Raw genomic sequence first — 11,582 nt, 5'->3', positions numbered from 1 at the left:
GGGGATGAGTAGACCCGACACCTACCCACAAACTATGCAACCGATCCAAATTACCACCTTCCAAGCTCTGTGGCGCAGCCTGGGCCTGATAATCAAAGCCGCACCAATAGAACTCCGCCATTTAATAATACTCAACATCATCGCCGGTGCTGCCCCATCTGCCGTGCTTTTTTTAGATAAATTAATCATTGATGAAGTATCTCGGTTGCTGTCGCAAACCCAAACAGCACAGCCCTTTGCTTTGATGCTTTCCCAGCCAATATTGCTGTGGAGTATTGCGGGAGTCTTAAGTCTTAGGTTAGTCGGCGATGCCCTCGAAACAATGAGTTCTTTTGCAGCGACATCTTTGCGCGATCGCGTTCAAGGCTTTGTCGAAGGAAAAGTCCTGGAAAAAGTCGCCAATTTCGACGATATTGCCCTGTTTGAAAACCCGGAACTATTAAATATTGTAGAACTCGCAAAAACCGGAGTATTCAAAATACAGCAACTAGCATTTACCATCAGCATGACCATCACGGGAATTTTTATATTTATTCCATCGATAGGCCTTGCTGCAGCGATAGCTTGGTGGGTGCCAGTGGTGATGTTGATTTCATCCTGTCCCTCAATTTACATCCAAAGAAAATATAGCAAAATCATCTGGAGAGTTCAAAGAAAGCAAGCTAAAATCAGCCGGGAGATGAACTTATCCGCTAGAGTCTTGACGGGCGAAGAATATGCTAAAGAATTGCGTTTGTTTGGCTTGCAAAAACTTTGGCTCAAACGCTGGCAGGATCAGTTTTTGCAATTTTTTAGCGAGATGCAGCAAATCCGAAAAAAAGGAGCAATTGTTTTACTTTTGTGGTCAGTGTTTAGTAGAATCGGAGTAGCTTTGCCATTTGTTTATGTGGTAATGGGAGCTTTGGGTGGTCGCTATACTTTGGGAGATTTGGCGCTGTATTCGGGTTTGATTGTTCAGGTGGAGCAAAGTTTGCAATTACTTATAGGCAATTATGCTAATTTGTACGATATCTCCCTCGGTGTTACTCCGATTTTTCAACTTTTGGAACTCAAACCAGAATTGCAGTCTCCGCTTGGAGATGTAGCATCTCGCCTGCCTAGTTTACCAGAAGACGGGCAAGATTCCCGCCCCACAAAAGATAAAATTGGCATCGAGATTAAGCATCTATCTTTCTGCTATCCCGGTAGCACTAAAAACACAATTACAGATATCAATTTAACCATTAATCCGGGAGAAATGCTAGTGCTTGTTGGTGAAAATGGCGCGGGTAAAACAACTCTTGGCAAACTCCTCGGTCGCCTGTACGACCCGACAAGTGGTACGATCGACTGGAACGGCAAAGATTTGCGATCGTACTCTCTAGCATACGTGCGATCGCGCATCGCTGTCGTTATGCAAGATTACGCCCGTTTCCCCTCCACAGTCCGCGAAAACGTCGGTTTCGGCGACTTGCTTTCACTGTCAGATGACACCGCAATTAATGAAGCTATTTCCGAAGCAGGAATTAGCGCAAAAGTCAATAGTCTTTCCGCAGGTTTAGAGACACCGTTGGGGAAACAATTAGAAGACGGCATAGACTTATCGGGGGGACAGTGGCAAAGAATTGCGATCGCCCGCGCCTTAATGCGGCTTTCTACAGCCGAAGTGCTAATTTTTGACGAACCAACCGCCGCCCTCGACCCCAAGACAGAACACGAAATTTACAGCATCTTCCGCCAAATAGCCGCCGGGAAAACAACCATAGTCATCAGTCACAGATTGGGATTAGCAAAAATAGCCGATCGCATCGCCGTCATGGAAAATGGTAAAATAGCAGAAATAGGAACTCACGACGAATTGATAGCATCAAACGGAATTTACTGCTCAATGTTCACCCGTCAAGCTAGTAGCTATATTTAGAGTTAAACAAACAGTCCGCCAGGGTTGAAAACCCCGGCCTCATATCTCCCCAGTCGGTTTCAACCGACTGGGGAGATATTGCAATGCTGGTTCAAAAATGTGTCTTTCAGTCATCTTTGAGAGGACTTTTGCTATGAGACGGGGGTTTTCAACCCGGCGGATTTGTGGGTTAGCGTGGGGAATCTGGCGCGGGTGATTGCGATCAATTATCGCGGATTTGCGATCTAATTTCTCTCGTTAGGTGGCGATAAACCGAGTTTCTGCGACAATTTTCAGTTGAGTACGAGAAATATCGGAAGAAACGCGGTTTCTGGGATGATTGTGCGAGATAGATTTATGATAGATTAATCTCATTTGTTTTGTGGCAAAGTCTCGATCCCCCCTAGCCCCCCTTAAAAAGGGGGGGACAAAAGTCAAATACAAATTCCCGCTTCTTAACGAGGGGACAAAAGTTCGATTCAAAGTCAACCCCTACTCCCCTTCTTAAGGGGGATTTAGGGGGATCTAGCCTTCGAGGTAAAGCAGAGATACCTGTTTTACTGTTGAATGCGATCTAATTGAGAAAATTGTCAGAAAGTGGGAGCTATAATAAAATAAACCTAGTTGGCGATAATATCAACGATGGAAACTATAACTCTCAACCTACCAGCCACCGTCGCTTTAACAGACGAACAATTTTATCAATTGTCCATTGCTAATGAAGAGTGGCGATTAGAACAAACCCCAGAAGGAGAACTAATTATTATGCCTCCAACAGGCGGCGAAAGCGGCATCAGAAATTCCGATTTGACTACAGACCTAAATTTGTGGAATCGTCAGACTCGATTAGGAAAAGTCTTTGACTCTTCCACTGTCTTTCAATTACCCAACGGTGCGAAGCGTTCCCCTGATGCTGCTTGGGTACTCCTAGAACGTTGGGAAGCATTATCCGCAGAAGATAAGCGCAAATTTCCTCCCCTGTGCCCGGACTTTGTAATAGAATTGCGTGAAGCGAAGCTATCCCGTAGGGAATCGCAAACTGATTCCCTAGAAACATTGCGGGCTAAAATGCGGTATTATCAAACTAACGGCTGTCGCTTAGGTTGGCTAATTGACCCCCAAACGCCTTTAGTAGAAATCTATCGCTTGTCTGAAGAGGTAGCAGAAGTTATTAATTTCTCTTTTGACCAACCGCCTACACTTTCGGGTGAAGATGTACTTCCCGGATTTCTTCTAGATCTTACACCTATTCTCAATCCTTGAATCTAGATCCAGAACTGTCGCCAAAGTGGCGAGAAACCGGGTTTATGCGACAATTTGGGTTGAGTACGAAAAATAAGGGAAGAAACCCGGTTTCTGAGATGAGCCTCCATCCACAAAAATGATCAGCAATTATCTCCCCGTCAACGTATCAGCATAAGGATCGGGCAAAGCTTGCTGCACTTCCAAAAGCGGCAAAGGATCTCCAGTCAACGGTTGACTAATCAAATTTTTTTTTACCCCATCCCCCCGGCGATCGCGCTCTTGCAAATGCGATAATTCCTCTTGATAAACCGCAACAATCCGCGCCAAACTCGCCGCCAAATCATCCCAGTTCTCATCTCCCACCAACTTCTCAGAAATTCCCTCAAATAACTCTCCCGCTTGCTTTTTTTGAACATAAGCTTTCAACAGCTTTCCCGACTTTTGCAAAACGGCCTGATAAATATCCCCATCCGACCACCACAGCCCCTGTTGACTCAGCAGCCAAGTCAAAATATACTCGCGAGCGTGTTGCTCCTTCACCCAGGCCGCGAGATACTGCAAATCTTCCATAGTTACAACAGTCTCCTAAAATTTCCTTAAAATGTCCGCTTGTTTGTATCTACCGTTACTGCGATCGACATAATACCTGCCTTATCATCACCTGCCCGCGTCATTAATATCCCTTAAATCTTAAAAAAACCCTACTGATTTACCAAACAGCAATTCTGAGAATATAAAAATAAACCTAAACCTCCTAGGTCTATTGTCCAATACTTTTAGTCCACCGGAAAGCGCTACACCCCGCCTCGCTTTCCTCTCTCGCAAACCTATCATCAAGCGGGAACAACAAGCGGGTTATTAGCATGACAAAGCAAAATTTTGGTTTAATCGGTCTAGCAGTGATGGGCGAGAACCTCGCACTCAACGTCGAAAGCAGAGGCTTCTCCGTGGCTGTATACAACCGCACAGCAGCTAAAACCGACGAATTCATGGCCAAACGCGCCCCCGGCAAGAACATTGTAGCCGCCAAGACTCTGACAGAATTCGTCGATGCCCTAGAAACCCCGCGCAGAATCTTAGTCATGGTGCAAGCTGGGAAAGCCGTAGATGCAGTCATTGACCAGCTCAAACCCATGCTGTCACCGGGCGACATGATTATTGACGGCGGCAACTCGCTCTACGACGACACCGAACGCCGCACCAAAGATTTAGAATCGATGGGACTGGGATTTGTTGGCATGGGCATCAGCGGCGGCGAAGAAGGCGCGCTCAACGGTGCTAGCTTGATGCCCGGTGGCACGCGCACTGCTTACGGCCTACTAGAGCCAATTCTCACCAAAATTGCGGCTCAAGTAGATGACGGCCCCTGCGTCACATTCATCGGCCCTGGTGGCGCCGGCCACTACGTGAAGATGGTTCACAACGGCATTGAGTACGGGGATATGCAGCTCATTGCTGAAGCCTACGATTTGCTCAAAAACGTTGGTGGATTGGACGGCAAGCAGTTGCAGGAAGTTTTTGCCGAATGGAACACCACAGACGAACTCAACTCGTTTTTGATTGAAATTACGGCTAACATTTTCAAGTATATTGACCCAGAAACTAAGCAACCCTTAGTTGAGGTAATTATGGACGCAGCCGGTCAAAAAGGCACCGGCCGCTGGACTGTAATGAGTGCTTTAGAATTGGGCGTGAGCATTCCCACAATTATTGCTGCTGTGAATGCGAGAATCATGTCTTCTTACAAAGACGAGCGCGTTAAAGCTTCCCAACAACTGACCGGGCCTAGCGGCAAGTACGAAGGCGATACTAAAGAGTTTGTGAACAAAGTTCGGGATGCGCTTTACTGCTCGAAGATTTGCTCCTACGCGCAAGGCATGGCACTTTTGAGCGCGGCATCGAAGTCGTACAACTATGACTTGAGTTTGAGCGAAATTTCCCGAATTTGGAAAGGTGGCTGTATAATTCGGGCTGGATTTTTGGACAAGATTAAAACAGCTTTTAAGGACGAGCCCACGCTGCCGAATTTGCTGTTAGCGCCGGAGTTCAAACAGAGCATTCTCGATCGCCAATCGGCTTGGCGGGACGTGTTAGCTACTGCTTGCCAACTGGGGATTGCAGTGCCAGCCTTTAGCGCCTCGCTCGACTATTTTGATAGCTACCGACGCGAAAGATTGCCACAAAACCTCACGCAAGCTCAGCGTGATTATTTCGGGGCTCACACCTACGAACGCACCGACAAACCGCGCGGCGAATTCTTCCACTCAGAGTGGACGCAAGTTGCTGAAGAGTCGCTGCAAACCGGTACTACCGACTAATTAATTTTTGTAGGGTGCGTTTCGGCGCACCTTACTAATTAATTATTCTGGTGTTGCTGTTTTGACGTTTGTTTTTGAGATAGTTTTAATATATTCGTCGTTAAAGAGCGATGGCGTCGTTTGTAGTAATTTATGTAATTTCATGAAACCTTTTATAGTAAAAGCCGCTGCCGTTTTCGGTGTGATTGCAACATCGGTATTGGATACATTGAAAGAAGAAGAGTCAAGAAAACGTTTATTAGACAGTGGTATTCTGGAAGTAGATGAAATGACGGGAAAAGAGTTTGAACAATTTCTAGAGGTTCATTTTAGAAACTTTGGTTATGGTGTTACTTTAACTCAAGATAGTCAAGATTATGGGGCGGATTTAATTTTATACAAAGATGGATCAAAAACTGTCGTTCAAGCGAAGAGAAGCAAAAACCCAATTGGTATTAAAGCAGTTCAAGAAGTAGCAGGAGCCGTCAGACATTACAAAGGGAATAAAGGAAGAGTAATCACGAACAATAGATTTACAGAAAACGCTTACAATCTTGCTAAATCTAACGACGTAGAGTTATGGGATAGAAAAAGACTCATCGAATTCATCCTGACAGCTAAGAAGTGTAAATAATTTATCTACCCAAGTAAGTTATATATAAAAGATGCACTGCTTTCTCCGTATCTTTAATTTCACTTATTCATCATGTTACAAATTTCTAATACTGTGTTCATTCCTGATGGCGAAATCGAGATTAGTGCGATTCGCTCTCAAGGCGCGGGGGGGCAAAATGTAAATAAGGTGGCCAGTGCGATTCACTTGCGCTTTGATATCCCAGCTTCCTCTTTGCCCGATCGCTACAAGGAGCGTTTGTTGCAAATCAATGACCAGCGCATCACCTCCGAAGGTGTGATTGTCATCAAAGCCCAGGAACACCGCAGCCAGGAACAAAACCGGGAGGAGGCTTTGAGACGGCTGCAAGAACTGATTAAAAGTGCGATCGTCATACCGAAAAGGCGCAAACCCAGCAAAGCGACTCGTAGTTCCCAGCGCAAGCGTCTCGACAGCAAAACCAAGCGAGGGCAGATTAAAGCTCTGAGAGGGAAAGTCACCGATTGAGGGATGAAAGGTCGATCGGGCTTTTTGAGTTTTTACTTCTCAGTCAGGATTTGGTGGGCCTAAGTCGTCAGGCAAATCGTTAAGGGTTTTTCCCAAAGCTTTGCAAAGAGCTTTCATTTGAGCAATGGTCAGTTCTGGTTCGTCTAGTCCTCGTTCCCAGTTACTTATTGCTTGTTGACTTAGGGTTTTTGCGCCCGTTTTGTCGGGAATTTGTTTTGCTAAAGCTGCTTGCGATAAACCAACAGCCTCTCGCAAGATTTGCAGTGCTGGTATATCTTTGGACTCTTGAGTTTGTTTCTTTCGGGGCATATCATGGGAAATTTACAAGCAAACTTGTTGACAACCGCGAGGTTTACAAGTATCCTTGTTAAAGATAGAGACAACAGAAAGGCCGCTGCTTTAGCCGGACGGTGGAAACGCTTTGGTTTAGCAAGCTGCCCTATTTGTAGTTTCTACCCATTATGCCTGCATAGCCCAACCTATTTTCCGGGCTTGGTTGCATGACTCAAACCCGTTTCCCTAGACATTTCCGAACCCCTGCGGGTTAGTTGTCGTTCTGCGAGGGCGATCGACTTGGTAAGTCATCGGGAATTTTAGTTACGTCTAATCCTAAAAGCTCAAACATAGTTTTTAGAGAAACCTGGTACAGGTTAGCCAGTGCAGCTACGTTTTCAACAGTTGGCATGGACTTTCCTGATTCCCAGTCAGCTTGCATCCGCTCAGAAACGCCGATATGTTGTTTGACTTGAGGGCGGGTTAGCCCAGCTTGTTCTCTGAGAAGCCTTAATGGAGACTTCTCCTTTTCTTGCAAATTTTCTTCCACAGTACATGAAGTTTGTTTCATGAAGCGAACCTCTTGACATGGTCTTTTAGATGAAGTAGACTTCATGTATAGCGACCAAACAAAGGCCCCCTGGCGAGCCTACTTTCGTCAAAATGCAGGTTTGAAAGACCGCCTTATTTTTAGTGTCTATCAATTGTGCCTGCATACCCAAGCGTATTTTCGGGGCAAGGGCGCATACCTCAAGCCCCTTTTTTCTCAACGCCGAGGAGGAGGTGCTATGTAAAAGGTCGATCGACCTCACAGGAGTGCCCAGCTCAAGATTGTATCAAATATCCAGCCCAAAACTTATACTTTGCGATCGCACAACTTCCGTGGTATCGTGCCATTTCTCGAACCATTCCAGATCATGCCCACATCCATTGACAACTTCTACCTAGGCGATGTCGCCTCCAACTTTCACTTTGCAGGCCCGCTGCTAGACTTTGAAGAAGAAATCCAGAATCAATCTCCCTTTCACGATTTAGACTACCTGACAGGCGAAATTAAAAGGGGATTCCTAGACTACGTGCGTCAAGGAATCATGCTGGACGCCATCCGAAAGCTGCGATTGTACAAAGACAAATTCAAAACTTTTAAAACTTACTGTGAGCAAGCATTAGGCAGGCAGTATTTTTACTGCACGCAAATTATTAAATCGGCGAGTATTTGCCTGCGCTTAATTAAAGCAGGATTTGAGATTTTGCCTAGCTGCGTTGCTCAAGTTGTCCCTTTGTTCAAACACGCAATCACCGACCAATACGGCGACAGTCCTTTACAGGAAAAGTGGCAAGAAGTTGTCGATGTCATACCCAAAGAAAGGATTACCGCAGTAACTATTGCCGAAACCGTTGACAACAATCCCAACCTGCGGCTCAAACAAATTCGGATTAAAACCGACACTTACGCCCTTTTAACGAAAAAAGCAGCCGCAGCCGGACTATCAATTTCGGAATTTTTGGCAAGGTTGGTTGACGAATACAATCCCAGAAATTTAGAACAGCCAGCGGAACATACTCCCGAACAAGAGGAGATTTTAGACCAATTAGACGCGGAGTTTAAGAAGCCAGCAACGGGAAAGGCTTCAACTTCTGCCCAAGGAAAAGTTAAGTCTAAAGGTTTTGGAGTCAAAGTTGAGCCTAAAGGTGGTAAAACGGAAGTGAAGGCGAAAACTTCGGAAAGGGAAGTTAAGGCAAAAACTTCGGAAGGTGAAGTTAAGTTTAAAAATCGGCAAGCTGAAATCAAAGCCGAGAAACAGTCGAATTCATTTAATGAGAAAAATCATGAAGTCATCTGCCCAAAATCCTATCATGCGTCAACTGAAATTAATGGAGGCTCAACTGAACGAAATTCACTGCCACCTTATTAAAGCCAGTGTGTTGAATTGGTGGCAAATAGTTTTGCCTGACGGTCAGAAAATTGCGATCGAGCACGCGGGCGGCGGACACTGGATTTTTCGGGCTAACGGGCTTGAGAAATTTCATCCAGAAGTGCGGCTAGCGGTGTTAAGGGCGATCGCCGAAGGCTGTCGCAGGTAAGTTATCAGGGGGTTTTTCCCTTTGGCGTCTCAAGTATTCCTGCGGGTGAGGACACGGCTGTGATGCCGTGTCCCGGAAGGGGCTGGTGGGCGGACACTACTACCACGTCTTCTGAAATAGTCAAACCAAAAGCTTTATGCACTTTTTCTAAAGTAAAATCACTTTAAGCTATTTGATTTTTTCCCCTATTTTACAGAATGGCTGACCTTGACTTATTCTGTCACCGTTCGTGTGGAACTGAGCCAAAGATCAGCGGAAAACAGAACTCTTAGTGAGATGGAAAACCTCAAACCCCGGATTTATAAATGGTGGAAATTCATGGACACAACTGGACTCGAACCAGTGACCCCTACGATGTCAACGTAGTGCTCTAACCAACTGAGCTATGCGTCCTCACGAATTCCTAATGTAGCACAACATTCGATCGCCTGTCAAGCATAAATATAAGATTTTTTAGGCCGGCACTCTTGACATCTCCCCTAAAGCCCAATCCCCCGCCAAATCCTCACAGTTCGATCGCCCGCACCGCTAGCCAAACTACCCCCATCAGCACTAAACGCCACCGACAAAACCTCGCCCTCGTGGCCGGTCAGAATTTCCAGCAAACCCCCCGTACCCGCATCCCACAAATAAATCGTGCCATCCCGACTCCCCGTCGCCAAAACCCGACCATCGGGACTGAACGCCACACACAAAACATCCCCAGAATTGTCCCTCATACTCCGCAACAGCGTCCCTCGCCCCTGTGCATCCACCCGCCACAGCTTCGCCGTACCATCCCGACTGCCACTTGCCAAAATCAATCCTTCTCCTACTCCCCCCCTTACCAAGGGGGGGCTGGGGGGGGTCGGGCCGGCAAGGGAGTTGGGGGAACTCGCAGCAAAAACGATCGCCCGCACCCAATCCCCGTGCTCTGCTAAAGTACAAATCGATCGATTATTTTGCCAATCCCACAACTGCACAGTCTTGTCCCGACTGCCACTTGCCAAAAACTCCCCGCCAGGACTAAAAACCACCGCCTCCACCGCGCCAGCGTGACCAGTCAAAGCCGACATCCGCCTTCCCTTATTCAAATTCCACAACTGCACAGTTTTGTCCCGACTGCCGCTAGCCAAAACTTGACCATCCCGACTAAACGCCACAGCAGAAACCCTGTCAGAATGACCCGTAAGAGTGTACCACCGCTTACCCTTATTCAAATCCCAAATATGAATCATTTTGTCCCGGCCGCCACTAGCCAAACTCGCACCATCAGGACTAAACGCCACACAAGTCACCCACTCAGAATGACCCGTGAGAGTGTACCACCGCTTACCCGCGTCCAACTTCCACATCTCAATCGTCTTGTCCTCACTGCCGCTAGCTAAAGTCGCGCCATCAGGACTGAAAGCTACCGACGTAACAGCATTAGAATGCCCTACCAGAGTATGAACACACCTCCAAGTAGGCGCGCGTGCCGGTACAACCCGCTGCATCGGCGGCACAGGTAAAATGGTGCCTGCAACCGTTGGCGGCACAGCATTCTGCACCACAGGCGTCCTCTGTGGCACGGAAATTTTAGGCGCTGGTAGGGGCGATGCCCCCGTTCCCGCCCCCGCCGACTGCTGCGGCTGCAAATCTTTCAATACCTCAGCTACAGATTTGTAGCGCCGACTGAGACTCGATTCGATCATTTTGTCGAGGATGCGACTTAATTTCGGATCAATTTGAACCTTCAAAAAGTCTCGCCAAACCCAAGCATCTCGATTGATATCGAACAAATCAAAAGGAGATATTTTAGTCAGCAAATAAATGCAAGTTACTCCCAAACTGTACAAATCGCTGGCATAAACCGCTTGACCTCTAATTTGTTCCGGCGCCACGAATTCGGGAGAACCGATGACTGTACCGGTTTCTCTCAAACCCTCCACAACTTTTGCAGCGCCAAAATCAACTAAAACTAATTCCCCGGTTAATGTTGGGTAAGTATAAATGATGGGAGTTTGAGAAATGCGGCGGCGGATAATATTGGGGGGTTTAATATCTCGGTGAATTACACTACGATCGTGCACGAACTGCAATACTGGCAATAAATCCTTCAGCAGACTGAGAATCTGACTTTCGCTGAAAGGCCCAGTCCGCGCCAACTCTTCCTGTAAATTCTGACCTTCTATAAATTCCTGTACCAAATACTGATAGCGTTCCTGCTGAAAGTGCGCCAACAGTTCGGGAATTTGCGGGTGTTTCCCCAACTCGTCCAGCCGCACCGCTTCTCGGTTGAATAATTCTGCTGCTTTTTCGCTGCTGCTGGTACCTTGGGATAGCGGGAAAAACTGTTTAATTGCACAGCGCGGTTTTGAGGGTTTGTCTTGGTCTATTGCTAAAAAAGTGCGACCAAAACCGCCACGCCCAAGGGGTTTGATGGCGCGGTAACGCTCTCTCAGCAACAGTTTGGAGCCGCAATTCAGGCAGAATTGGGTGCGATCGGCATTTTGCGGGTTTTGACAGGCGGGGTTTAGGCAATAACTCATAACTAAACCGAGAAGGAATCAGCAGCACATCTCTATGATACTGACGCCAAAGGGCGATCGACTCTCGCGTTACAATTATAGTCCTGGACGCACCAGCGCCCAGAAACCGGGTTTTTAACCAAAATATTTGCTTAAAACTTTCAATCTCGGTTCAAAAACCGGGTTTCTTTGTT

11 protein-coding genes and 1 tRNA gene are annotated in these 11,582 nt (G+C 46.7%); 7 read left to right on the top strand and 5 right to left on the bottom strand.

Annotation, left to right across the window (positions count from 1 at the left end; all coding sequences use genetic code 11):
• Nucleotides 1-34 precede the first annotated feature (34 nt).
• Both QUB37_RS07500 and QUB37_RS07495 read left to right on the top strand, forming a co-directional pair.
• Complete coding sequence (locus QUB37_RS07500; RefSeq protein ID WP_333160560.1) at nt 35-1,900, top strand: ABC transporter ATP-binding protein; 1,866 nt, start codon at nt 35-37, stop codon at nt 1,898-1,900.
• 621 nt (nt 1,901-2,521) lie between these two features.
• On the top strand, nt 2,522-3,142 hold the full coding sequence (locus QUB37_RS07495; protein ID WP_333160558.1) for a Uma2 family endonuclease: 621 nt from the start codon (nt 2,522-2,524) through the stop codon (nt 3,140-3,142).
• Nucleotides 3,143-3,271: 129 nt separating this feature from the next.
• Here QUB37_RS07495 and QUB37_RS07490 read toward each other — a convergent pair whose 3' ends face one another.
• Nucleotides 3,272-3,694: a hypothetical protein gene (locus QUB37_RS07490; protein WP_333160556.1), complete on the bottom strand. Its 423-nt coding sequence runs from the start codon at nt 3,692-3,694 to the stop codon at nt 3,272-3,274.
• A gap of 293 nt (nt 3,695-3,987) precedes the next feature.
• On the opposite strand from QUB37_RS07490, the gene gnd reads away from it, so the two are divergent.
• The 3 genes from gnd to arfB all read left to right on the top strand — a co-directional run bounded on the left by gnd (nt 3,988) and on the right by arfB (nt 6,541).
• Entirely contained in the window at nt 3,988-5,442 is a 1,455-nt protein-coding gene (gene gnd, locus QUB37_RS07485) for a decarboxylating NADP(+)-dependent phosphogluconate dehydrogenase (protein WP_333160554.1), read from the top strand.
• A gap of 142 nt (nt 5,443-5,584) precedes the next feature.
• The gene (locus QUB37_RS07480; RefSeq protein ID WP_333160552.1) at nt 5,585-6,055 is read left to right on the top strand and encodes a restriction endonuclease; all 471 of its coding nucleotides are present in this window, start codon (nt 5,585-5,587) and stop codon (nt 6,053-6,055) included.
• 72 nt (nt 6,056-6,127) lie between these two features.
• Nucleotides 6,128-6,541 carry an alternative ribosome rescue aminoacyl-tRNA hydrolase ArfB gene (arfB, locus tag QUB37_RS07475; protein WP_333102661.1) on the top strand — a complete coding sequence of 138 codons (414 nt, stop codon included), beginning with the start codon at nt 6,128-6,130 and terminating at the stop codon, nt 6,539-6,541.
• A 39-nt stretch (nt 6,542-6,580) separates the two neighbouring features.
• Here arfB and QUB37_RS07470 read toward each other — a convergent pair whose 3' ends face one another.
• The gene (locus QUB37_RS07470) at nt 6,581-6,850 is read right to left on the bottom strand and encodes a helix-turn-helix transcriptional regulator (RefSeq protein ID WP_333160550.1); all 270 of its coding nucleotides are present in this window, start codon (nt 6,848-6,850) and stop codon (nt 6,581-6,583) included.
• A 235-nt stretch (nt 6,851-7,085) separates the two neighbouring features.
• Nucleotides 7,086-7,385, bottom strand: coding sequence for a helix-turn-helix transcriptional regulator (locus tag QUB37_RS07465; RefSeq protein WP_333160548.1), 300 nt, complete (start codon nt 7,383-7,385; stop codon nt 7,086-7,088).
• 346 nt (nt 7,386-7,731) lie between these two features.
• On the opposite strand from QUB37_RS07465, the gene QUB37_RS07460 reads away from it, so the two are divergent.
• Both QUB37_RS07460 and QUB37_RS07455 read left to right on the top strand, forming a co-directional pair.
• Nucleotides 7,732-8,730: a hypothetical protein gene (locus tag QUB37_RS07460; RefSeq protein WP_333160546.1), complete on the top strand. Its 999-nt coding sequence runs from the start codon at nt 7,732-7,734 to the stop codon at nt 8,728-8,730.
• Nucleotides 8,672-8,899, top strand: coding sequence for a hypothetical protein (locus tag QUB37_RS07455; RefSeq protein ID WP_333160543.1), 228 nt, complete (start codon nt 8,672-8,674; stop codon nt 8,897-8,899). The genes QUB37_RS07460 and QUB37_RS07455 overlap by 59 nt, the downstream gene beginning before the upstream one ends.
• Nucleotides 8,900-9,218: 319 nt before the next feature.
• On the opposite strand, the gene QUB37_RS07450 is transcribed toward QUB37_RS07455, so the two are convergent.
• Both QUB37_RS07450 and QUB37_RS07445 read right to left on the bottom strand, forming a co-directional pair.
• A tRNA-Val gene (locus QUB37_RS07450) sits at nt 9,219-9,292 on the bottom strand.
• Between the two features lie 86 nt (nt 9,293-9,378).
• Complete coding sequence (locus tag QUB37_RS07445; RefSeq protein ID WP_333160541.1) at nt 9,379-11,409, bottom strand: serine/threonine-protein kinase; 2,031 nt, start codon at nt 11,407-11,409, stop codon at nt 9,379-9,381.
• Between the last annotated feature and the right edge of the window lie 173 nt (nt 11,410-11,582).

It is taken from the genome of Microcoleus sp. AT3-A2, assembly GCF_036705685.1.
Taxonomy (GTDB): domain Bacteria; phylum Cyanobacteriota; class Cyanobacteriia; order Cyanobacteriales; family Microcoleaceae; genus Microcoleus.
Note: the sequence above shows the minus strand (reverse complement) of the source record. Positions and strands in the feature narration are given on the sequence as shown.

What these genes read in the sequence shown, in the direction of transcription:
- QUB37_RS07500 (WP_333160560.1), top strand. Translation starts at nt 35, where the DNA reads ATGCAACCGATCCAAATTACCACCTTCCAAGCTCTGTGGCGCAGCCTG.
- QUB37_RS07495 (WP_333160558.1), top strand. Translation starts at nt 2,522, where the DNA reads ATGGAAACTATAACTCTCAACCTACCAGCCACCGTCGCTTTAACAGAC.
- QUB37_RS07490 (WP_333160556.1), bottom strand. Translation starts at nt 3,694, where the DNA reads ATGGAAGATTTGCAGTATCTCGCGGCCTGGGTGAAGGAGCAACACGCT.
- gnd (WP_333160554.1), top strand. Translation starts at nt 3,988, where the DNA reads ATGACAAAGCAAAATTTTGGTTTAATCGGTCTAGCAGTGATGGGCGAG.
- QUB37_RS07480 (WP_333160552.1), top strand. Translation starts at nt 5,585, where the DNA reads ATGAAACCTTTTATAGTAAAAGCCGCTGCCGTTTTCGGTGTGATTGCA.
- arfB (WP_333102661.1), top strand. Translation starts at nt 6,128, where the DNA reads ATGTTACAAATTTCTAATACTGTGTTCATTCCTGATGGCGAAATCGAG.
- QUB37_RS07470 (WP_333160550.1), bottom strand. Translation starts at nt 6,850, where the DNA reads ATGCCCCGAAAGAAACAAACTCAAGAGTCCAAAGATATACCAGCACTG.
- QUB37_RS07465 (WP_333160548.1), bottom strand. Translation starts at nt 7,385, where the DNA reads ATGAAACAAACTTCATGTACTGTGGAAGAAAATTTGCAAGAAAAGGAG.
- QUB37_RS07460 (WP_333160546.1), top strand. Translation starts at nt 7,732, where the DNA reads ATGCCCACATCCATTGACAACTTCTACCTAGGCGATGTCGCCTCCAAC.
- QUB37_RS07455 (WP_333160543.1), top strand. Translation starts at nt 8,672, where the DNA reads ATGCGTCAACTGAAATTAATGGAGGCTCAACTGAACGAAATTCACTGC.
- QUB37_RS07445 (WP_333160541.1), bottom strand. Translation starts at nt 11,409, where the DNA reads ATGAGTTATTGCCTAAACCCCGCCTGTCAAAACCCGCAAAATGCCGAT.